The following is a 21,620-nucleotide window of genomic DNA, read 5'->3' as shown; positions in this document are numbered from 1 at the left end:
ATCAAATGACGATGTTACGTCCCGCTATACTGTTGTTTATTCTGCTATCTCTGATTACCGGCGGGCTCTACCCGCTGGTGACCACGGCGCTCGGCCAGTGGTGGTTTAAGGACCAGGCCAACGGCTCGCTGATTATCCAGAACGGTGAAAACCGGGGCTCGCGCCTGATTGGGCAGAACTTCACGGACGCAGGCTACTTCCAGGGACGCCCTTCCGCCACTGCGGAAAGCCCGTATAATCCAATGGCGTCCGGCGGCAGCAATCTGGCAGGCAGCAATCCCGCACTGGATAAAGCCATCGCTGAACGCGTTGCCGCCCTGCGCGCCGCCAATCCGCAGGCCAGCCGTGAGGTGCCGGTTGAGCTGGTCACCGCGTCGGCCAGCGGGCTGGACTACAGCCTGACGCCGGACGCGGCGGCGTGGCAAATTCCGCGCGTGGCCGCCGCCCGCCAGCTGACCGTCGAACAGGTGAGCAAGCTGGTCGCAGAGCACACGCAAAAGCCGCTGGTCAGCTTCATCGGCATGCCGGTAGTGAACATTGTTGAGCTGAATCTGGCGCTGGACGCGCTAAGGAAAAACTAAATGACCGACGAGCCCATGCGCCCGGATCCGGACAGGCTGCTTGAACAGACGGCGGAAGCCCATCGCGGCAAGCTGAAAATTTTTTTCGGTGCCTGTGCGGGCGTCGGGAAAACCTTCGCCATGCTGACGGAAGCCCAGCGGCTGCGGGCGCAGGGGCTTGATATTTTCATCGGCGTGGTGGAAACCCACGGTCGCAAAGAGACGGCGGCGCTGCTGACGGGGCTGGCGACGCAGCCGCCCCAGCGCATTAACCATCGCGGGCGGCTGGTCACGGAGTTCGATCTGGATGCCGCCCTCGCCCGCCGACCTGCGCTCATTCTGATGGACGAACTGGCGCACAGCAACGCGCCGGGCTCGCGTCATCCGAAGCGCTGGCAGGATGTTGAGGAGCTGCTTGAAGCCGGCATCGACGTCTTCACCACGGTGAATGTTCAGCATCTGGAAAGCCTGAACGACGTGGTAAGCGGCGTCACCGGCATTCAGGTGCGGGAGACCGTCCCCGATCCGTTTTTTGATTCTGCCGATGAGGTCGTTCTGGTTGACCTGCCGCCGGACGATCTGCGCCAGCGCCTGCACGAAGGCAAGGTGTATATTGCCGGCCAGGCCGAACGCGCCATCGAACATTTCTTCCGCAAAGGTAACCTGATTGCCCTGCGCGAGCTGGCCCTGCGCCGCACTGCCGATCGCGTTGATGATCAGATGCGCGCCTGGCGAGACCTACAGGGGCGAGAGCGCGTCTGGCACACGCGGGACGCCATTCTGTTATGCATTGGCCACGGCAGCGGCAATGAAAAGCTGGTCCGCACTGCCGCCCGGCTTGCGGCAAAGTTTGGCAGCGTGTGGCACGCGGTATACGTCGAAACGCCGCAGCTTCACGCCCTGCCGGAGAATCAGCGCCGCGCCATTCTGAGCGCGCTGCGGCTGGCTCAGGAGCTGGGCGCGGAAACCGCAACCCTTTCCGATCCGCAGGAAGATAAAGCCATTCTGCGCTACGCGCGCGAGCACAACCTGGGCAAGATTGTCATTGGGCGTCGCCAGCATCGCCGCTGGTTTAGCCGGGAATCTTTCGCCGACAGGCTGGCCCGCCGCGCGCCGGATCTCGATTTAGTCATCGTCGCGCTGGATGACAGACCCGCTCCCCTGCCCAACCGCGCGCCGGACGCCCGCGCTTTTGGCGATAAGTGGCGCATGCAGATCCGCGGCTGCCTGGTGGCCGTGGTGCTCTGCGCCCTGATTACGGTGATTGCCAGCCAGTGGCTGATCGCCTTCGACGCCGCCAATCTGGTCATGATTTATCTGCTGGGCGTCGTCGTGGTCGCCCTCTTTTACGGCCGCTGGCCGTCGGTGCTGGCAACGGTGATCAACGTCGTCAGCTTCGATCTATTCTTTATTGCGCCACGCGGGACGCTTGCCGTCTCGGACGTGCAGTACATTCTGACCTTTGCCGTGATGCTTACCGTCGGGCTGGTGATCGGGAACCTGACGGCGGGCGTGCGCTACCAGGCGCGCATTGCCCGCTACCGCGAGCAGCGCACGCGACATCTTTACGAAATGTCAAAATCGCTGGCGGTCGGCCGCACGCAGCAGGATATCGTCCAGACCAGCGAGCAGTTTATCCGCTCAACGTTTCATGCCAGCAACCTGATTTTACTCCCCGACGAGCACGGACATCTTCGCCCGCTTACCTCCCCTTCGGGCATGACGCCGTGGGATGAAGCGATTGCCCGCTGGAGCTTCGACAAAGGGTTACCCGCCGGTGCCGGAACCGACACCCTGCCCGGCGTGCCTTACCAGATCCTGCCGCTGCGCAGCGCGGATAAAAACCACGGGCTGGTCATCGTGGAGCCGTCTAACCAACGCCAGCTGATGATCCCCGAGCAGCAGCGCCTGCTGGAAACGTTTACCCTGCTGGTCGCCAGCGCCCTTGAGCGGCTGGCGCTTACCGCCAGCGAAGAGCAGGCGCGGCTGGCAAGCGAACGCGAAAGCATACGCAACTCGCTGCTGGCGGCGCTTTCCCACGATCTGCGCACCCCGCTCACCGTGCTGTTTGGTCAGTCCGAAATTCTCACGCTGGATCTGGCGGCGGAAGGGTCGAAGCACGCGGTACAGGCCAGCGAAATTCGCCAGCACGTGCTGAATACCACGCGCCTGGTGAATAACCTGCTGGACATGGCGCGCATTCAGTCCGGCGGTTTTAACCTCAAAAAAGAGTGGCTTACGCTTGAAGAGGTGGTCGGCAGCGCGCTGAAGATGCTGGAGCCGGGTCTGGGTGGACGCCATATTGCGCTGGATATGCCGGAACCCCTGACGCTGATTCACGTCGATGGCCCGCTGTTTGAGCGCGTCCTGATTAATCTTCTGGAAAACGCGGCTAAATACGCCGGAGCAAAAGCGCAGATTGGGATCGCCGCCGGGGTAGATACGCAGACGCTGCGGCTTGAGATCTGGGATACCGGGCCGGGTATTCCGGCGGGTCAGGAGCGCGCCATTTTCGAAAAATTTGCGCGCGGCAATAAGGAATCCGCCATTCCGGGCGTTGGGCTGGGGCTCGCGATCTGCCAGGCGATTGTCGACGTGCATGGCGGCACCATTTCAGCCGAGAACCGCCCGGAAGGTGGCGCACGCTTTTGTGTTACACTTCCTCTTGAAACTCCACCAGAACTTGATGATTTACCAGAGGATATGTGATTAACGTTCTGATTGTTGAAGATGAGCTCGCTATCAGCCGATTTCTGCGTACCGCGCTGGAAGGCGACGGTTTGCGCGTTCATGAAGCCGGTACGCTTCAACGGGGGTTAATCGAAGCCGCGACCCGCAAGCCGGACCTGGTGATTCTGGATCTGGGGCTCCCGGATGGCGACGGCATTGATTTTATTCGCGAAGTGCGTCAGTGGAGCCAGATGCCGATTCTGGTGCTCTCAGCCCGCACCGAAGAGGCGGATAAAATCGCCGCGCTGGATGCCGGAGCGGATGATTATCTGATTAAACCGTTTGGCATTGGCGAGCTACAGGCCCGGCTTCGTGTGGCGCTGCGCCGACACAGTGCCACAACCCCTTCTGATCCGGTGTACGCCTTTGGCGATATCCGCGTCGATCTTGCTGCCCGCCGCATTGTGCGGGGAGAAGAAGAGGTTCACCTCACGCCCATCGAATTTCGTCTGCTGGCCGTGCTGCTCAACAACCATGGAAAAGTGCTAACGCAGCGACAGCTCTTAAGCCAGGTCTGGGGGCCGAATGCTGTTGAGCATAGTCACTATTTACGCATTTATATGGGACACCTTCGCCAGAAACTTGAAGTTGATCCCGCGCGTCCGCGTCATTTATTAACAGAAACCGGTATTGGCTATCGGTTTATGATCTGAATAAGTATTCAAATCGACCTTAAATAAAGAAAACCATCCCCCTGAATATGCCATGAAAATAATGCAGAGGTTATTTTCATGGCTATATTCGTCCTTCCCAAACACAATTCAAACACCAATTTAACATCAAGCCAACAAAACAGCATTTTGATCTGCATTATTCATCAAAAACGACTAATTATTTCTAAAATGATCGGTTAATGGTGATCTGATTCACAGTTAATCCCTTTTTTCTGGATAAAATGACCGTGCTTTCAATTACTGAAAGGAAACTGAACATGGAAAACAATAATCGTTTAATGCCCCATATAAGGCGGACAACACATATCATGATGTTTGCCCACCGTAACTGTTTTGACTTTCATCTCTTCAACGCCCGGTAGTCCTTCGACTTCTGGCGCACCTGCTTACAGGTCTTCCTGAAACTTGCTATTTTACAGGCAGTTGCCTGTAAACACCTGCGCTCACCTTCTGCAATTCAGATTCTCCGCAACCGGGCGGACTGAATTCTACTCAGCAAAAAGCAATTAACTGATTTCGTATCAGCGGCCACGCTTTGCTTTTTTTTCCGGAAATAATCGATTTCTTTATTGCAAGAAGTCGAGGGCCCCATATTGCCTGAAATAAAGAGAAAAAGATGAAAACGTTAAAAATTGCCGTCAGCCGTGCCTGTCCTGAATGCTTTACCACGTCGCGTGAAATTGTGGATGTCAGCGCATCGGACTATATTGATGTGGCAGCCGTGGTGCTGGCCGTCAGCGATATTTTCACTGGTGCCATAGAAGAAATAGACGCCACGGGATTTGGTATTCCGGTGTTTATTGCCACCCATAAAGAAGAAAGGGTTCCGGCTGAATATTTGTCCCGTATTCACGGCGTTTTTGAGTACTCTGACACCAGCAATGAATTCTACGGACGCCAGCTTGAAGCGGCGGCGCAGAAGTACGAAACCCAGCTTCGCCCGCCGTTCTTCCGCGCGCTGGTCGATTACGTCCAGCAGGGGAACAGCGCGTTTGACTGCCCGGGGCATCAGGGAGGCCAGTTCTTCCGTCGCCATCCGGCGGGGAATCAGTTTGTCGATTTCTTTGGCGAAACGCTATTCCGCGCCGATCTGTGCAACGCCGACGTGGCAATGGGCGATCTGCTGATCCACGAGGGCGCGCCCTGCATCGCCCAACAGCATGCGGCAAAGGTCTTTAATGCCGATAAAACCTACTTCGTGCTGAACGGCACCTCCTCATCCAACAAGGTGGTGCTCAATGCGCTGCTCACGCCGGGCGATCTGGTGCTGTTCGATCGCAATAACCATAAATCTAATCACCACGGAGCGCTGTTACAGGCAGGAGCGACGCCGGTTTATCTCGAAACGGCGCGCAACCCGTACGGGTTTATCGGCGGTATTGACGCGCACTGTTTTGAAGAGAGCTACCTGCGGGAGCTGGTGTCAGAGGTCGCGCCTGGCCGCGCGCGGGATGAACGTCCGTTCCGCCTGGCGGTTATCCAGCTGGGCACCTACGACGGCACCATTTATAACGCCCGTCAGGTGGTGGATAAGATTGGTCACCTCTGTGACTACATTCTGTTTGACTCCGCCTGGGTCGGTTACGAGCAGTTTATCCCCATGATGGCCGACTGCTCGCCGCTGCTGCTGGAGCTGAACGAAAACGATCCGGGCATTCTGGTTACCCAGTCGGTGCATAAGCAGCAGGCGGGGTTCTCGCAAACTTCGCAAATCCATAAGAAGGACAGCCATATCAAAGGCCAGCCGCGCTATGTCCCGCATAAGCGGCTCAACAACGCCTTCATGATGCACGCCTCCACCAGCCCCTTTTATCCGCTGTTTGCCGCCCTGGATATCAACGCCCGCATGCACGAGGGGCAAAGTGGGCGCAACATGTGGATGGACTGCGTCGTGACGGGTATCGACGCGCGGAAACTGATCCTTCAGAACTGTCAGTTTATTCGCCCGTTCGTGCCGGAGACGGTGGACGGCCGTCCGTGGGAAAGCTGGGATACGGCGGAAATCGCCACCGATCTGCGCTTCTTCCATTTCGTTCCGGGCGAACGCTGGCACGCATTCGAAGGATATGCCGAGCATCAGTATTTTATCGATCCGTGCAAGCTGCTGCTGACCACGCCGGGCATCAACGCCCGTACCGGTGAGTACGATGATTTTGGCGTGCCCGCCACCATCCTTGCCAACTTCCTGCGTGAAAACGGCATCGTGCCGGAAAAATGCGACCTCAACTCCATTCTCTTCCTGCTCACCCCGGCGGAGGACATGGGCAAATTGCAGCAGCTCGTCGCCCAGCTGGTGCGCTTCGAAAAACTGCTCCAGAGCGATGTGCCGCTGAAAGAGGTTCTGCCCTCTCTCTGTAAGCAACATCCGGATCGTTACGCGGATTACACCCTTCGCCAGATTTGTCAGGAGATGCATGACCTTTATGCCCGCCACAATGTGAAACAACTGCAAAAAGAGATGTTCCGTAAGGCTCACTTCCCGCGCGTCATCATGAATCCGCAGGAGGCGAACTACGCGTACCTGCGCGGCGAGGTCGAGCTGGTCTCCCTGCGCGATGCACAAGGCCGTATCGCCGCCGAAGGTGCGCTGCCTTACCCACCGGGGGTGCTGTGCGTGGTGCCGGGTGAAGTCTGGGGCGGTTCCGTGCTGCGCTACTTTGCCGCACTGGAAGACGGAATCAACCTGCTGCCGGGCTTTGCGCCGGAGTTACAGGGGGTTTACGTCGAGGAGCGTGACGGGCGCAAAGAGGTGCGCTGCTACGTCATCAAACAACCTGCCGCTCAGCCAGCGCTGCTGAAAGGAGAAAAATTATGAGTAAAGCTAACAAGATGGGCGTAGTGCAACTCACTATTCTCACCATGGTGAACATGATGGGTTCCGGGATCATCATGCTGCCTACCAAGCTTGCTGAGGTGGGGACCATTTCGATTATCTCCTGGCTCGTGACCGCCGTGGGCTCGATGGCGCTGGCGTGGGCGTTTGCCAAGTGCGGAATGTTCAGCCGCAAGTCAGGCGGGATGGGGGGGTATGCCGAATATGCGTTCGGTAAGTCCGGTAACTTTATGGCGAACTACACCTACGGCGTGTCGCTGCTGATCGCTAACGTGGCGATAGCCATTTCCGCCGTCGGCTACGGCACGGAGCTGTTTGGCGCGACGCTCAGTCCGGTACAGATTGGTTTAGCCACCATAGGCGTGCTGTGGATCTGTACCGTCGCCAACTTTGGCGGCGCGCGCATCACCGGACAACTCAGCAGCATTACCGTCTGGGGCGTGATCATCCCGGTGGTCGGTCTGTGCATCATCGGCTGGTTCTGGTTTAGCCCGACGCTGTACGCCAACTCCTGGAACCCGCACCACGTGCCGTTCTTCACCGCCGTGGGCTCGTCCATCGCCATGACGCTGTGGGCTTTCCTCGGTCTGGAATCGGCCTGTGCAAATGCTGAAGTGGTGGAAAACCCGGAGAAGAACGTGCCCATCGCGGTTCTCGGCGGAACGCTGGGCGCGGCGGTGATCTACATCATCTCGACCAACGTGATTGCGGGGATTGTGCCCAACATGGATCTGGCTAACTCCACGGCACCGTTCGGGCTGGCGTTTGCGCAGATGTTTACGCCGGAGGTGGGGAAAGTCATCATGGGGCTGATGGTGATGTCCTGCTGCGGCTCGCTGCTGGGCTGGCAGTTCACCATCGCTCAGGTGTTTAAATCTTCAGCTGACGAAGGGTATTTCCCGAAAATCTTCTCCCGCGTCACCAAAGCGGATGCGCCGGTACAGGGCATGCTGGCGATTGTGATTTTCCAGAGCGGTTTGTCGCTCATGACCATCAGCCCGTCGCTGAACAGCCAGTTTAACGTGCTGGTCAACCTGGCGGTGGTGACGAACATCATTCCGTACATTCTGTCGATGGCGGCGCTGGTGATTATTCAGAAGGTGGCGAAGGTGGATCCGCGCAAAGCCCGGGCGGCCAATATCGTGGCGCTGATTGGCGCAATTTATAGCTTCTATGCGCTCTACTCGTCCGGCCAGGAAGCAATGCTGTATGGCGCGATGGTGACCTTTATGGGCTGGACGCTGTACGGTCTGGTCTCACCCCGGTTTGAACTGAAGAACAAGCATAGTTAAAAAAAAGCCCGGTGGCGCTAGCGCTTACCGGGCCTACGATCGCTGTTGTAGGCCGGGCAAACGCAGTGCCGCCCGGCACACAAACCGCACTTACGCGTTTTTCAGCACTTCGCTGACAATCTCTACCGCTTCTTTCTCAATCTGCTGACGGTGTTCAGCGCCGAGGAAGCTTTCGCAATAGATTTTGTACGCATCTTCCGTACCGGATGGACGCGCCGCGAACCAGCCGTTTTCGGTCATCACCTTCAGGCCGCCGATGGCCGCACCGTTGCCCGGAGCCGCCGTCAGACGCGCGGTGATCGGGTCACCTGCCAGCGTGCTGGCGCTGACCATTTCCGGAGACAGTTTTGACAGGGCTGCTTTTTGCGCAGACGTGGCGCCCGCCTGAATACGGTTATAGCTCGGCGCGCCAAAACGTTCCGCCAGCTCGTTGTAATGTTCCTGCGGGTTCTTACCGGTAACTGCGGTGATTTCCGCCGCCAGCAGGCACATGATGATGCCGTCTTTATCGGTTGACCATGGGGTACCGTCAAAGCGCAGGAAGGACGCACCCGCGCTCTCTTCACCGCCAAAGCCAAAGCTGCCGTCGTGCAGGCCGTCAACAAACCACTTGAAGCCCACCGGCACTTCCACCAGCTTACGGCCCAGTGCGTCGACCACGCGGTCAATCATGGCGGAAGAGACCAGCGTTTTACCAACCGCCACCTCTTTGCCCCACTGCGGACGGTGCTGGAACAGGTAGTTGATGGCAACGGCCAGGTAGTGGTTCGGGTTCATCAGCCCTGCCGGGGTAACGATACCGTGACGGTCGTAGTCCGGGTCGTTGGCAAAGGCCAGGTCGAACTTGTCACGCAGCGCCAGCAGGCCAGCCATTGCGCATTCGGAGGAGCAGTCCATACGGATCGCGCCGTCTTTATCCAGGTGCATAAAGCGGAACGTCTGATCGACGTGATCGTTCACGATGGTCAGATCCAGCTTGTAATGCTCGGCAATGCGTTTCCAGTATTCGATACCGGAACCGCCCAGCGGATCCACGCCCAGCTTCAGGCCAGCTTTCTGGATCGCGGCCATATCGACGATATCCGCCAGCCCTTCCACAAACGGCTGCACCATATCCTGCTCTTTCACATGACCGGAGGCCATGGCTTCATCCAGCGAGATACGCTTCACGCCGTTCAGGCCATTTGCCAGCAATGCGTTGGCGCGATCTTCCACCACTTTCGTGACGTTGGTATCTGCCGGGCCACCGTTAGGTGGGTTGTACTTGATGCCGCCATCTTCCGGTGGGTTGTGGGACGGGGTGATCACAATGCCGTCAGCCTGCGCGCCCCCTTTTTTGTTGTGTACCAGAATAGCGTTAGACACCGCAGGCGTTGGGGTGAAACCGTTGTTCTCCTGAACAATCACGTCTACGCCGTTTGCCGCCAGCACTTCCAGCACGGAGATAAAAGCAGGTTCAGACAGGGCGTGGGTATCTTTCCCAACATAGCACGGACCGGTGACGCCATTTTTCGCGCGCTCTTCCGCGATGGCCTGAGCAATGGCCAGAATGTGCGGTTCGTTAAAGCTGTGGCGCGCCGCGCTGCCGCGGTGGCCAGATGTACCAAACTTCACTGCGTGTTCTGCGTTGCCCACAACCGGCTTCAGCACGTAGTACTGCGCGGTCAGTTGAGCGACGTTAATCAAATCGCGTTGTTGTGCAGGTTGTCCTGCACGGCTGTGATTTGCCATTGCCTGGTCCTTCTGATGCAAGGGTTAAATTGTACCGCAAACCTTTTCGATCAATTCCGCCGGGAACTGCATGGATTGCATGATATGTTCGATCATGCTGCACTTGCGGCCCGTATTGGTATTCGTGATCACCCAGTATGGCGTACCGGGAACATGTTTGGGCTTGGTTTGATTGCCATTTTGCAGCAGCGTCTGCTCGTCACCTGCGAAGTAAACGCGGGTGCGGCCGTGCAGCGACTCTGTCGCTTCAGCAAAGGCATTGTGATCCAGTGAGTAAAGTGTAGACAGCACCAGCATAAAGCGGTTAACCGCCTTTTTCTGCTCGGCATATTCGTCGGACAGCAGCAGTTCACGCATCGCGCGCACTTTGTCTTTTGCCGGCATGACGGCAGGTTTTACCTGTGCAACAACGCTCGGCTGAGACACGACATCTTTAGTGACGGGAGTGGGCTGTGAGGCGGCGGAAATTTTAAGCATGCGCCGTAAAATGTCGGACGCGCTCTCCCCAATATGCCGCGTCTGGCTGGCAATATACTGATAGAGTTCGTCATCAACTTCGATTGTTTTCATCTTAATCCAGTGCGATATCTTATCTGAATACAAGTCGTTGAGATTATAGGTTCAAATCCCAACAGCGGATAGCGTCAAACCAGGTTGGCGGCAAAAGTCAGATTAAACTGGATCCTTGCCCCCGGGCGGCAGAATGGTCAACATGATACCCTAACCTGACAAACCTAAAAAAAGAACTTTGCCATGAAATTGAATACCCGAGCGCAAACTGCACAATCGCCGAACAATAATTCTCCCATCGTACTGGTTCACGGCCTGTTTGGTAGCCTGGATAACCTGGGCGTGCTGGCGCGCGATTTAGTGACCGATCATGAGATCCTTCAGGTTGACATGCGAAATCACGGTCTTTCCGGGCGCTCGGAAATGATGACCTACGCGGCCATGGCGCAGGATCTGCTGGATACCCTCGATGCGAATAATATTCAGAAAGCGACGCTCATCGGGCATTCAATGGGCGGTAAAGCGGTAATGGCGCTCACCGCGCTGGCCCCCGAGCGGGTTTCCGGGCTGGTGGTCATTGACGTTGCGCCCGTCAATTACGACGTTCGCCGTCACGATGAGATTTTCGCTGCCATCAACGCCGTGACGGCGTCAGGCGTCTCCACACGCCAGCAGGCGGCTGCCGTTATGCGTGAGCAGCTCGATGAAGAAGGCGTGGTGCAGTTTCTGCTGAAATCATTTGTCGACGGACAATGGCGCTTTAACGTTCCGGTCCTGTGGGATCAGTATTCGCATATTGTGGGCTGGGAAACCGTCCCCGCCTGGCCGCACCCTACCCTCTTCATTCGTGGCGGCAACTCTCCTTACGTTACTGATGCGTACCGTGACGCGCTGCTGGCGCAATTCCCGCAGGCACGCGCTCACGTCATTGCCGGTGCCGGGCACTGGGTACATGCAGAAAAACCTGACGCCGTCCTGCGCGCCATTCGCCGCTATCTCACTGATACCGCGAATTGATTAAAAAGCCAGCGACCGGAAGACGACGCGCTTCCAGTCGTTGGCGTGTGGATTTGGGTGATGTATGATGGCGCGCTTATCGCCCGGGCATTAGCAGGGCGGCGTGTATCCCCCGAAGTCTCAGAATCATGGCCAAAGAACAAACGGACCGTACGACACTAGATCTGTTCGCGAATGAGCGTCGACCGGGACGACCGAAAACGAATCCGCTTTCGCGCGATGAACAGCTGCGTATCAATAAACGCAACCAGCTTAAACGCGATAAAAATCGTGGGCTTAAGCGTGTCGAACTGAAGCTGAATGCCGATGCCGTCGATGCGCTTAACGCGTTAGCTGACGCGCGCAACATCAGCCGCAGCGAACTGATCGAAGAGATGCTGATCGCCCAGCTTGAGACGTTACGCGGCAAGGCGTGAGTCAGAAAATCCTCAATATTACCTTTTTCATGTAGCACAGAGTGCAGTCCTGCGTGATAGCTGTTTCCGCAGGGTTGTCTGTTCTGCTATTATTGCCCTTATCCGTGGACAATTTGCGCCACCATACCATTAAGTTTCAAGAGGTTATTTTACTCATGGCAATCATCGGCATTTTCTTTGGCAGTGATACCGGCAATACTGAAAATATCGCAAAAAACATTCAAAAACAGCTCGGTAAAGACGTTGCTGATGTGCATGACATCGCCAAGAGCAGCAAAGAAGATCTCGAGGGCTATGACATCCTGCTGCTGGGCATCCCGACCTGGTACTACGGTGAAGCCCAGTGTGACTGGGACGATTTCTTCCCGACGCTGGAAGAAGTTGACTTCAACGGCAAGCTGGTTGCCCTGTTCGGCTGCGGCGATCAGGAAGATTATGCGGAGTATTTCTGTGATGCGCTGGGCACCATTCGCGACATCATTGAGCCACGCGGCGCGGCGATCATCGGTCACTGGCCAACGGCGGGTTACCACTTCGAGGCTTCTAAAGGTCTGGCAGATGACGATCACTTCGTTGGCCTGGCCATTGACGAAGACCGCCAGCCAGAGCTGACCGCTGAGCGCGTAGAGAAATGGGTTAAGCAGGTTCGCGAAGAGCTGAACCTGGACGATATCCTTAACGCCTGATATCCCTGCGGCGCAGCTCCGGTTGCGCCCGTTTTCCAGGTAAAACCGATTAAATTAATTGCTACAAACTTTTAACTTTTTCGCTCAGACCTGTACAATATCCCCCTGGTAAAAAGTGGGTGCCATCGAACAAGTTTGTTGGTGATACCACGTTTTTATAAGCATACTTTGCTTGAGACTTGCAGTTTTCATTTAGGCATGGCAGTTCTATAATGAGACGCATTATCCCAAGTGCATTTTCTGTCACTTCTTCTTTTGAAGTGAATCGTTTAGCAACAGGACAGATTCCGCATGACTGACAACAATACCGCATTAAAGAAAGCTGGCCTGAAAGTAACGCTTCCTCGGTTAAAAATCCTTGAAGTGCTTCAGGGGCCAGACAATCACCATGTCAGTGCGGAAGACCTTTACAAGCGTCTTATCGATATGGGTGAAGAGATTGGGCTGGCAACCGTCTATCGTGTGCTGAACCAGTTTGACGACGCGGGCATTGTTACTCGTCATAATTTCGAAGGCGGCAAGTCCGTATTCGAACTGACTCAGCAGCACCACCACGATCACCTGATCTGCCTCGACTGTGGCAAGGTCATTGAATTTAGCGATGATTCCATTGAATCACGCCAGCGTGAAATCGCCGCCCGTCATGGCATCCGCCTGACTAACCACAGCCTGTACCTGTATGGTCACTGCGCTGAAGGGGATTGCCGCGAAAATGAACATGCGCACGACGCAAAATAAGTGAGTGTTCATACTCTGAGCCAGCCGTGAGGTTGGCTTTTTTTTTGCCTGAAAAAAGCCCGGTGACGCTGCGCCACCGGGCATAAAGCAACTTATTTATTGTTATTGCGTATCTCGTTCCAGATCTTATCGCAACGCTTCGCCACTTCCTGATCGTTACCGGTTTTACGCGCCTGAATGCAGGCCTGGTAATCCATCACGCGAACATTTTCCTGCGTGGCGAATTGCTCATGGGCTTTGTCTTTTTTCAGCACGTTCAGCACGCTTTGACAGGCCTCAATCTTCTCAGGTGAACCCTGTGCGGTATTGATGCACGCGCTGTAGGCCTCTTTCAGACGGGAGTCCTCTTTCGGCGCCTGATCCTGCGCGCATGCCACCAGCCCGAAGGCCAGCAACGCAACGATTACCCTTTTATTCATCATGTTCAGTCTCCATAACGGCGGGACACCGCCCGCCGCAGCATTCATCAGAAGATGGTAAATGGCGCAATGACCATGAATTTCACATCACGTTCATCCTGGAAGATGTTGCCGTAGCCGCCCGCGTAGCTCGGGATATCGGAGTGGTTGTCATACTGGGTGAAGTGCAGTTTGAACATCGTGCCTTTCGCACGGCCCTCCTGAAGGGTGTAGATCGCATCCAGGCTGTATGAAGACTCTTTCAGACGGTAGTTTGGATCGTAGTACGCGTCTGGCGTTGCCATATCCCCGGGCTTCGCATCCCAGGCGTACGCGTAGGACGCCCCCACTGCCCAGCCGGGCAGGTTCCAGTTTTTCAGGTCATACATTGCGCCGAAGAAGACCGCCTTTTCGCCGTCGGCGTTAAAGTCAGAGCGGTTATCCCACCAGATATCCAGACGACCGTTAGAGGAGGCGTAGGTAGGCGTCATACGTTGCAGGAAGTAACCCTGCTGCCCTTCAGCCTTAACCCACGTCCCTTCCAGGCGCAAATCAACCTGGCCGACCTTGTAGCCGAAGGTCAGCGCCTGCAACCATGCGGTACCGTCATAGATATCATTTACGCTGCCATCGCTGACCTTATCGCGCGTGCCGTAGAACTGATAGCTGGTACTCAGCGGGCTACCTGCGATATCAAATTTATAGCTGGCCTTAGCAAAGTACTGATCGATATAGCCTTCAGCCTGACCGAACGCCGCTTCCAGCACCAGATCGTTTTTAAAGTCATACTTCGCGCCAAGAGAGTGGAGATACTCGACTTTGGTTTTTTTATCGTTCTGGTAGAACTTGTCCATCTCAATGTGCCACGGCGCTTTGTACTCGTTGGTCCACATATAGGAGAAGCTCAACGCCCCCGCATCGCCGTAGTCAAAATTAGCGCCGGCTTCCGCCCCCTGATAGGTACCTGGCATAAAGCTCCAGTGCGGCGCTAACAGCGTTTGTCCTGTTGGCTGGATATACCCCCCGCGCGCCCAGACCGGACCATATTTGAATTTTGCCGCCGCTTTATAGAGGCTGATACCGCTTTTATCGCCGGACCAGTCTTCGTCGTAGGCTTTATTGCTGGAGGAGAACGCAATTTCGTTCGGGTGGCCGCTGTCGCCATTTTCGGCCATTTCAATTGCGGTGAACGCTGCAATATCAATCCCGAACATATCGGCGGCATATCCCGACTGGAAATCCAGGTTGGCGTTCCAGGTCGAGTGAGAAAGGTTGGTTTTGTATTTATTTTCAGTGACGTCATTACGGTCACGCTCACGCTGCCAGTAATAAATACCGCCCGTGAGGGTGGAATCTTCAATGAAGCCTGCTGCTTTTGCCTCTGGCGCAATCACCAGGCCCGACATTGCTGTCACACCGGCGATAGCCAGCGCCAGCGCACTACGTTTGCCACTGAACGTACGCATAGATTATTCCTCTTTGACGAATTAAAACGCCTTAAACGGCGAAAAACAGAAAAGACCAAAAGGTCAGGGGTAGTCAGAAATACCCTCGAATTAACTACCGTCTTTAGGTTATTTTTCGCGACGCGAATTATCAATGCTTTTAACCAGGCAAAAGCCAGGATTATGACGAAGAGCACATATTTCGTAGTGCTTTGTAACAATTAGCAGGAGCCGAGTGCTGGCTGGGAACCGGTGGATTTTCAGCAAGTAACGCCATTACTATTTATCTATTTTTATCCCTTTTCGTTTTTCGTAAATAAACAAACTTTTTTTAGAAAAATAAGTAGCACCTCATTGACCCGTTCTGCTGGCTAATAATAATTTCGCCTGCGCTTAACGATATGATCGCTAAATAAAAAAACGCCGCATTACGCGGCGTTTGTTTCTCATTGACCAGAGCAGCGTTATTATTCGCCGATCTTAGTCCAGGTATCGCGCAGACCCACGGTACGGTTAAATACCGGTTTTTCTGCCGTGCTGTAGCGGCTGTCCAGGCAGAAGTAACCTTCACGCTCAAACTGGAACGCCTTGCCGGCCTCAGCGGCCTTCAGGGACGGCTCAGCATAGCCTTGCTTAATGACCAGCGATTCCGGGTTAATGGTTGCGAGGAAGTCTTCCGCCGCACCTGGATTCGGCACGCTGAACAGGCGATCGTACAGGCGGATCTCAACCGGCAGCGCATGCTGTGCGCTCACCCAGTGGATTACGCCTTTCACTTTACGGCCATCCGCCGGATCTTTGCTCAGCGTCTCTGCGTCGTACGTACAGAAGATGGTCGTGATGTTACCTTCCGCATCTTTCTCTACGCGCTCGGCTTTGATGACATAGGCGTTACGCAGACGCACTTCTTTACCCATCACCAGACGCTTGTACTGCTTGTTCGCTTCTTCACGGAAGTCAGCACGATCGATCCAGATTTCACCGCTGAACGGCACGTCGCGGGTGCCCATTTCCGGTTTGTTCGGATGGTTAGGCATAGAGACCAGCTCGCTTTCGCCCTGCGGATAGTTTTCGATAACCAGCTTAACCGGGTCGATTACCGCCATCGCGCGCGGCGCATTTTCGTTCAGATCTTCACGGATGCAGGATTCCAGTGAGGCCATCTCAATGGTGTTGTCCTGCTTGGTGACGCCGATACGTTTACAGAACTCACGAATGGACGCGGAGGTGTAGCCACGACGACGCAGGCCAGAAATGGTCGGCATGCGCGGGTCGTCCCAGCCTTCAACGTGCTTGTCGGTGACCAGCAGGTTGAGCTTACGCTTGGACATCACGGTGTATTCCAGGTTCAGACGAGAGAACTCGTACTGGCGCGGATGCACAGGAATGGTGATGTTATCCAGCACCCAGTCGTACAGACGACGGTTGTCCTGGAATTCCAGCGTACACAGAGAGTGCGTAATACCTTCCAGCGCATCGCTGATGCAGTGGGTGAAGTCGTACATCGGGTAGATGCACCACTTGTTACCGGTCTGGTGGTGTTCAGCGAACTTAATGCGGTACAGCACCGGGTCGCGCATCACGATGAACGGAGACGCCATATCGATTTTGGCACGCAGGCACGCTTTGCCTTCTTCGAAGCCGCCGGCACGCATTTTTTCAAACAGCGCCAGGTTCTCTTCCACGCTGCGATCGCGGAACGGGCTGTTTTTGCCAGGCTGAGTCAGCGTACCGCGGTATTCACGGATTTCGTCAGCAGACAGCTCGTCAACGTAAGCCAGACCTTTGTTGATCAGTTCAACCGCATAGGCATACAGCTGATCGAAATAGTCTGAGGAGTAGCAGATATCGCCAGACCAGTTGAAGCCCAGCCATTGCACGTCGTTTTTAATCGACTCAACGTATTCGATGTCTTCTTTAACCGGGTTGGTGTCATCGAAACGCAGGTTGCACTGCCCCTGGTAGTCTTGCGCGATACCAAAGTTCAGGCAGATCGATTTAGCGTGACCAATGTGCAGGTAGCCGTTTGGCTCCGGCGGGAAACGCGTGTGCACCGTGGTGTGCTTACCACTGGCCAGATCTTCATCGATGATCTGACGAATAAAGTTACTCGGGCGGGCTTCTGCCTCACTCATCGTGGATTCCTCAAAGCGTAAACAACGTATAACGGCATATGATCTTATAAGCCGGACGTAGTGACAACCCTTAAAACGTTCCAGAAGAAAATAATGGGGGCATTTGCTGCAAAAAAAAGCGGCGGAGGATTTCCCCCCCGCCGCTAAAGGCATAACTCTACTCAGGAGCGATTACTTGCCTTTAATCTCATACAATGGCGTTTGGCCTGCAACAACCTGACCCTGCGCCTGGAGTACCAGACCGCTGAAGTCGTCGATGTTGCTGCACACCACAGGGCTTATCATGGAGCGCGCGTTGGCGTTCAGGAAGTCCAGATCCATTTCCAGGATCGGCTGGCCTGCTGCCACCTCAGCGCCCTCTTCCACCAGGCGAGTAAAGCCCTGACCGTTCAGCGCAACGGTATCGATACCCATATGGACAACGATCTCCGCGCCTTTCTCAGTTTCCAGACAGAACGCGTGGTTGGTATTGAAGATTTTCACGATGGTGCCGGCTGCCGGAGAGACCACGATTTTATCCGTTGGCTTCACGGCCACGCCGTCGCCTACGGCTTTGCTGGCGAACGCTTCGTCAGGCACCTGCTCAAGCGCAACCACGTCACCCGTCACCGGAGAAACCAGCGCAGCGATGGTCACCGCGTTTGGCACAGCCTGCGGCTTCGCAGCCGGAGCCTCGGCCACTGGCACGCTGTCCGCTGAGGCGGCAGCAACCGGGCCACGGGCAACCACTTTTTTCATTTCATCGCCGATGGATTCGGCTTTCGCACCCACGATAACCTGGATGGTTTGTTTGTTCAGCTTCACCACGCCAGATGCGCCCAGGCGTTTACACATTGCATCGCTCACGCGCGCAGAGTCGCCCACGGTCAGACGCAGACGGGTAATACAGGCATCAATCGCTTTCAGGTTATCGGTACCGCCTACAGCGGCAATGTAGCTGGTTGCCAGCTGGGTTAAACCTTCTTCGGTGTTGCTGTTGGCTTCACTGGTCACCACATCTTCTTTCGTGTCTTCGCGGCCCGGCGTTTTCAGGTTAAACATGCGAATAACCGCGCTGAACAGAACGAAGTAGATAACGAAGAAGATCAGGCCCATCACCACCAGCATCCAGACGTTGCTGCTTGCCGCCGGCAGGTTGTACATCAGCACGTAGTCGATGGCGCCTGCGGAGAAGGAGAAGCCAGCATGGATGCCCAGAAGAGTAGCAACGAACAGGCTGATACCGGTCAGGATGGCGTGCATGAGGTACAGCAGCGGCGCCAGGAACATGAACAGGAATTCCAGCGGCTCGGTCACGCCGGTCAGGAAAGCCGTTACTGCAACGGACAGCAGCATACCGCCTACCATCGGGCGACGCGCTTTTGGCGCGGCCAGGTACATTGCCAGCGCAGCGCCAGGCAGACCAAACATCATGATTGGGAAGAAACCGGACATGAACATGCCCGCGGTGCCGTCGCCTGCGTAGAAGCGGTTGATATCACCGTGGAATACCGCGCCGGCCGCGTTGGTGAACTCACCAATCTGGAACCAGGCGATGGTGTTCAGTACCTGATGCAGACCGGTTGGGATCAGCAGACGGTTAATGAAACCGAAGATGCCCGCACCCATTGCGCCCGCAGAGACGATCCACTCGCCGCCCGCATGGATAGCGTGCTGCACCGGCGGCCAGACGTAGCCAAAGATGGCTGCCAGGATCAGACAGAAAAAGCCCGTCGCAATCGGCACAAAACGTTTACCGCCGAAGAAGCTCAGGAAGTCAGGCAGTTTGATACCTGCCCAGCGGTTGTACACGGCGCCACCGACCAGACCGGTAATGATACCCGCCAGTACACCCATGTTGATTTCCGGGTTGATGGTTACCATCGCTTTCGTGAGGATGAAGTAACCTACCGCCCCTGCCAGTGCCGCAGCACCGGCGCTGTCTTTTGACCAGCTTGACGCCACGCCGATGGCGAAGATCAGCGCAAGGTTGTCAAAAATGGCGCCGCCTGCCTGGGCAATAAACGGCACGTTAAGAAGATCGGGTTGCCCGAATCGCAGCAGCAACGCTGCAACCGGTAGCACGGCGATAGGGAGCTGCAAAGCCCTACCGAGGCGCTGGAAAAAACCTAAAATATTCATCCTATTCCCCCTACGAGACCCATTGTTAAGACTCGCGCATAAACTATGTTTTTATTGTGTCACGAACGATAGATACAGTTGATGATTCACTGGCAGTGTGAGTGTGTGAAAAATTAATTCGTATCGCAAATTAAACACCTATTTTTTGTGATTATTGTCACCAAATATCGTATTAAACCCTCCCTTTCACTGGCTAACGACGAAAACTTATTTTATCATTCAAAAAATCAAGACGGATTGATCCGGCCTGAAAGGTTCCAGGTTACGCTTAGTTCAGGTTGCACTAATCATCCGCCCACTTTTACTTAAACTTTAGAGGTGAATAATGAGACTGATTCCCCTGGCAACAGCTGAACAAGTCGGAAAATGGGCTGCTCGTCATATCGTTAATCGCATCAACGCGTTCAAACCAACAGCCGATCGTCCTTTCGTTCTCGGTCTTCCAACCGGCGGCACGCCACTGACCGCGTATAAAGCGCTGGTTGAAATGCATAAAGCGGGCCAGGTTAGCTTCAAGCACGTTGTGACCTTCAACATGGACGAATATGTCGGCCTGCCAAAGGAACATCCGGAAAGTTACCACAGCTTTATGCACCGTAATTTCTTCGATCACGTTGATATTCCGGCTGAAAATATTAACCTGCTGAATGGAAACGCGCCTGATATTGACGCAGAATGCCGTCAGTATGAAGAAAAAATCCGTTCCTACGGTAAAATCCACCTGTTTATGGGCGGCGTGGGCAACGATGGCCACATCGCGTTCAACGAACCGGCATCTTCACTGGCTTCCCGCACCCGTATTAAAACGCTGACTCATGACACGCGTGTGGCTAACTCCCGCTTCTTTGACGGCGATGTCAATCAGGTGCCTAAATACGCGCTGACCGTGGGCGTGGGTACGCTGCTGGACGCTGAAGAAGTGATGATTCTGGTGCTGGGTGCCGTGAAAGCGCAAGCGCTTCAGGCTGCCGTTGAAGGTAACGTGAACCATATGTGGACTATCAGCTGCTTGCAGCTGCATCCAAAAGCGGTTGTCGTATGTGACGAACCGTCCACCATGGAACTGAAAGTGAAAACGCTGAAATACTTCAACGAGTTAGAAGCTGAGAACATCAAAGGTCTGTAATTGAATAACCGCCTCTTCTGTCAGAGGCGGTCGCTTTTTTTAACCGGGGGTCGATATGTACGCTTTAACCCACGGTCGGATTTATACCGGCCATGAAATTCTGGATGACCATGCGATTGTTATCGCCAATGGCCTGATTGAACGTGTTTGCCCGCTGGCGGAACTGCCGCCGGAGATCGAACAGCGCTCACTCAATGGAGCTGTAATCTCCCCCGGTTTCATCGACGTACAGCTTAACGGCTGCGGCGGTGTCCAGTTTAACGATACCGCAGAAGCGGTGACGGTTGAAACGCTGGAAATCATGCAGAAAGCCAACGAGAAATCGGGCTGCACCAGCTATCTGCCGACGCTTATCACCAGCAGCGATGACCTGATGAAACAGGGTATCCGCGTTATGCGCGAGTATCTGGCCAAACACCCGAACCAGGCGCTGGGTCTGCACCTGGAAGGTCCGTGGCTGAACATGGTCAAAAAAGGCACCCATAACCCGAACTACGTGCGCAAGCCGGATGCCGAGCTGGTTGACTACATGTGCGCCAATGCCGACGTGATCGCTAAAGTGACGCTGGCGCCGGAAATGACCGGCACGGACGTTATCAGCAAACTGGCCGCCGCCGGGATTGTGGTGTCTGCGGGCCATTCAAACGCGACCCTCAAAGAGGCGAAAGCCGGCTTCCGCGCAGGCATTACCTTTGCCACACACCTTTATAACGCGATGCCGTATATTACTGGCCGCGAACCCGGGCTGGTCGGCGCCATTCTGGATGAACCAGACGTCTACTGCGGCATTATCGCCGACGGCTTGCATGTGGATTACACCAACATCCGCAACGCCAAGCGTCTCAAGGGCGACAAGCTCTGCCTGGTAACGGATGCTACCGCTCCGGCAGGGGCAAATATTGACCAGTTCATTTTTGCTGGTAAAACAATATACTACCGGAATGGACTGTGTGTGGATGAGAACGGCACGCTGAGCGGTTCTTCTCTGACGATGATCGAAGGGGTACGTAACCTCGTTGAGCATTGCGGCATTGCGCTTGAGGAAGTGCTGCGCATGGCCACGCTGTATCCGGCGCGCGCCATTGGCGTCGATAAACAGCTCGGGGGTATTGCGCCAGGCATGGTTGCAAACCTGACGGCGTTCACACACGATTATAAAATTATTAAGACCATCGTTAATGGTAACGAGGTCGTCACTGAGTAAGTAA

18 protein-coding genes are annotated in these 21,620 nt (G+C 55.2%); 12 read left to right on the top strand and 6 right to left on the bottom strand.

The window, feature by feature from the left end; genetic code table 11:
• Positions 1-5 precede the first annotated feature (5 nt).
• The 6 genes from kdpC (at position 6) to potE (ending at position 8,089) form a co-directional block, all read left to right on the top strand.
• Positions 6-581, top strand: a complete 576-nt coding sequence (gene kdpC, locus E0L16_RS01840; RefSeq protein ID WP_131636183.1) for a potassium-transporting ATPase subunit KdpC — start codon at positions 6-8, stop codon at positions 579-581.
• A complete protein-coding gene (kdpD, locus tag E0L16_RS01835; protein ID WP_131636182.1) occupies positions 582-3,269 on the top strand; it encodes a two-component system sensor histidine kinase KdpD in 2,688 nt (895 codons plus the stop codon).
• Positions 3,266-3,943 (top strand): two-component system response regulator KdpE, encoded by a 678-nt coding sequence (gene kdpE / locus E0L16_RS01830; RefSeq protein ID WP_131636181.1) that lies wholly within the window; start codon positions 3,266-3,268, stop codon positions 3,941-3,943. Before kdpD ends, kdpE begins: the two co-directional genes overlap by 4 nt.
• Before the next feature lie 278 nt (positions 3,944-4,221).
• Positions 4,222-4,326: a leader peptide SpeFL gene (speFL, locus tag E0L16_RS01825; RefSeq protein ID WP_003858645.1), complete on the top strand. Its 105-nt coding sequence runs from the start codon at positions 4,222-4,224 to the stop codon at positions 4,324-4,326.
• A gap of 254 nt (positions 4,327-4,580) precedes the next feature.
• The gene (gene speF, locus E0L16_RS01820; protein ID WP_131636180.1) at positions 4,581-6,779 is read left to right on the top strand and encodes an ornithine decarboxylase SpeF; all 2,199 of its coding nucleotides are present in this window, start codon (positions 4,581-4,583) and stop codon (positions 6,777-6,779) included.
• The gene (gene potE, locus E0L16_RS01815) at positions 6,776-8,089 is read left to right on the top strand and encodes a putrescine-ornithine antiporter (RefSeq protein WP_131636179.1); all 1,314 of its coding nucleotides are present in this window, start codon (positions 6,776-6,778) and stop codon (positions 8,087-8,089) included. Before speF ends, potE begins: the two co-directional genes overlap by 4 nt.
• Positions 8,090-8,179: 90 nt before the next feature.
• Here the strand turns inward: potE and pgm are convergent, their stop codons facing one another.
• The gene (gene pgm / locus E0L16_RS01810) at positions 8,180-9,820 is read right to left on the bottom strand and encodes a phosphoglucomutase (alpha-D-glucose-1,6-bisphosphate-dependent) (protein ID WP_131636178.1); all 1,641 of its coding nucleotides are present in this window, start codon (positions 9,818-9,820) and stop codon (positions 8,180-8,182) included.
• Positions 9,821-9,844: 24 nt separating this feature from the next.
• Positions 9,845-10,390, bottom strand: coding sequence for a replication initiation negative regulator SeqA (gene seqA / locus E0L16_RS01805; RefSeq protein WP_063449359.1), 546 nt, complete (start codon positions 10,388-10,390; stop codon positions 9,845-9,847).
• Positions 10,391-10,573: 183 nt separating this feature from the next.
• Here seqA and ybfF point away from each other — a divergent pair, with 183 nt between their 5' ends.
• The 4 genes from ybfF to fur all read left to right on the top strand — a co-directional run bounded on the left by ybfF (position 10,574) and on the right by fur (position 13,187).
• Positions 10,574-11,347, top strand: a complete 774-nt coding sequence (ybfF, locus tag E0L16_RS01800) for an esterase (RefSeq protein ID WP_131636177.1) — start codon at positions 10,574-10,576, stop codon at positions 11,345-11,347.
• Between the two features lie 128 nt (positions 11,348-11,475).
• Positions 11,476-11,763, top strand: coding sequence for a LexA regulated protein (gene ybfE, locus E0L16_RS01795; RefSeq protein ID WP_063866095.1), 288 nt, complete (start codon positions 11,476-11,478; stop codon positions 11,761-11,763).
• Between the two features lie 155 nt (positions 11,764-11,918).
• The gene (gene fldA / locus E0L16_RS01790) at positions 11,919-12,449 is read left to right on the top strand and encodes a flavodoxin FldA (protein ID WP_131636176.1); all 531 of its coding nucleotides are present in this window, start codon (positions 11,919-11,921) and stop codon (positions 12,447-12,449) included.
• 291 nt (positions 12,450-12,740) lie between these two features.
• Entirely contained in the window at positions 12,741-13,187 is a 447-nt protein-coding gene (gene fur, locus E0L16_RS01780) for a ferric iron uptake transcriptional regulator (RefSeq protein ID WP_003858655.1), read from the top strand.
• Positions 13,188-13,279: 92 nt separating this feature from the next.
• Here the strand turns inward: fur and chiQ are convergent, their stop codons facing one another.
• From chiQ to nagE, 4 genes are all read right to left on the bottom strand, one after another.
• Positions 13,280-13,606: a ChiQ/YbfN family lipoprotein gene (chiQ, locus tag E0L16_RS01775; RefSeq protein WP_131636258.1), complete on the bottom strand. Its 327-nt coding sequence runs from the start codon at positions 13,604-13,606 to the stop codon at positions 13,280-13,282.
• A 47-nt stretch (positions 13,607-13,653) separates the two neighbouring features.
• Entirely contained in the window at positions 13,654-15,051 is a 1,398-nt protein-coding gene (gene chiP, locus E0L16_RS01770; protein WP_131636175.1) for a chitoporin ChiP, read from the bottom strand.
• A gap of 446 nt (positions 15,052-15,497) precedes the next feature.
• Positions 15,498-17,165: a glutamine--tRNA ligase gene (glnS, locus tag E0L16_RS01760; protein ID WP_063866092.1), complete on the bottom strand. Its 1,668-nt coding sequence runs from the start codon at positions 17,163-17,165 to the stop codon at positions 15,498-15,500.
• Positions 17,166-17,336: 171 nt separating this feature from the next.
• A complete protein-coding gene (gene nagE / locus E0L16_RS01755; protein WP_131636174.1) occupies positions 17,337-19,286 on the bottom strand; it encodes a PTS N-acetyl glucosamine transporter subunit IIABC in 1,950 nt (649 codons plus the stop codon).
• 325 nt (positions 19,287-19,611) lie between these two features.
• Between nagE and nagB the strand changes: the two genes are divergently transcribed.
• Entirely contained in the window at positions 19,612-20,412 is an 801-nt protein-coding gene (nagB, locus tag E0L16_RS01750) for a glucosamine-6-phosphate deaminase (RefSeq protein WP_003858663.1), read from the top strand.
• A gap of 55 nt (positions 20,413-20,467) precedes the next feature.
• Positions 20,468-21,616: an N-acetylglucosamine-6-phosphate deacetylase gene (nagA, locus tag E0L16_RS01745; protein WP_063449365.1), complete on the top strand. Its 1,149-nt coding sequence runs from the start codon at positions 20,468-20,470 to the stop codon at positions 21,614-21,616.
• The last annotated feature ends 4 nt before the right edge of the window (positions 21,617-21,620 follow it).

This window comes from Enterobacter quasihormaechei, assembly GCF_004331385.1.
Lineage (GTDB): Bacteria > Pseudomonadota > Gammaproteobacteria > Enterobacterales > Enterobacteriaceae > Enterobacter > Enterobacter quasihormaechei.
The sequence above is the reverse complement of the archived record's forward strand: the minus strand, read 5'-3'. Positions and strand labels throughout refer to the sequence as shown.

What these genes read in the sequence shown, in the direction of transcription:
- kdpC (WP_131636183.1), top strand. Translation starts at nt 6, where the DNA reads ATGACGATGTTACGTCCCGCTATACTGTTGTTTATTCTGCTATCTCTG.
- kdpD (WP_131636182.1), top strand. Translation starts at nt 582, where the DNA reads ATGACCGACGAGCCCATGCGCCCGGATCCGGACAGGCTGCTTGAACAG.
- speFL (WP_003858645.1), top strand. Translation starts at nt 4,222, where the DNA reads ATGGAAAACAATAATCGTTTAATGCCCCATATAAGGCGGACAACACAT.
- speF (WP_131636180.1), top strand. Translation starts at nt 4,581, where the DNA reads ATGAAAACGTTAAAAATTGCCGTCAGCCGTGCCTGTCCTGAATGCTTT.
- potE (WP_131636179.1), top strand. Translation starts at nt 6,776, where the DNA reads ATGAGTAAAGCTAACAAGATGGGCGTAGTGCAACTCACTATTCTCACC.
- pgm (WP_131636178.1), bottom strand. Translation starts at nt 9,820, where the DNA reads ATGGCAAATCACAGCCGTGCAGGACAACCTGCACAACAACGCGATTTG.
- seqA (WP_063449359.1), bottom strand. Translation starts at nt 10,390, where the DNA reads ATGAAAACAATCGAAGTTGATGACGAACTCTATCAGTATATTGCCAGC.
- ybfF (WP_131636177.1), top strand. Translation starts at nt 10,574, where the DNA reads ATGAAATTGAATACCCGAGCGCAAACTGCACAATCGCCGAACAATAAT.
- ybfE (WP_063866095.1), top strand. Translation starts at nt 11,476, where the DNA reads ATGGCCAAAGAACAAACGGACCGTACGACACTAGATCTGTTCGCGAAT.
- fldA (WP_131636176.1), top strand. Translation starts at nt 11,919, where the DNA reads ATGGCAATCATCGGCATTTTCTTTGGCAGTGATACCGGCAATACTGAA.
- fur (WP_003858655.1), top strand. Translation starts at nt 12,741, where the DNA reads ATGACTGACAACAATACCGCATTAAAGAAAGCTGGCCTGAAAGTAACG.
- chiQ (WP_131636258.1), bottom strand. Translation starts at nt 13,606, where the DNA reads ATGAATAAAAGGGTAATCGTTGCGTTGCTGGCCTTCGGGCTGGTGGCA.
- chiP (WP_131636175.1), bottom strand. Translation starts at nt 15,051, where the DNA reads ATGCGTACGTTCAGTGGCAAACGTAGTGCGCTGGCGCTGGCTATCGCC.
- glnS (WP_063866092.1), bottom strand. Translation starts at nt 17,165, where the DNA reads ATGAGTGAGGCAGAAGCCCGCCCGAGTAACTTTATTCGTCAGATCATC.
- nagE (WP_131636174.1), bottom strand. Translation starts at nt 19,286, where the DNA reads ATGAATATTTTAGGTTTTTTCCAGCGCCTCGGTAGGGCTTTGCAGCTC.
- nagB (WP_003858663.1), top strand. Translation starts at nt 19,612, where the DNA reads ATGAGACTGATTCCCCTGGCAACAGCTGAACAAGTCGGAAAATGGGCT.
- nagA (WP_063449365.1), top strand. Translation starts at nt 20,468, where the DNA reads ATGTACGCTTTAACCCACGGTCGGATTTATACCGGCCATGAAATTCTG.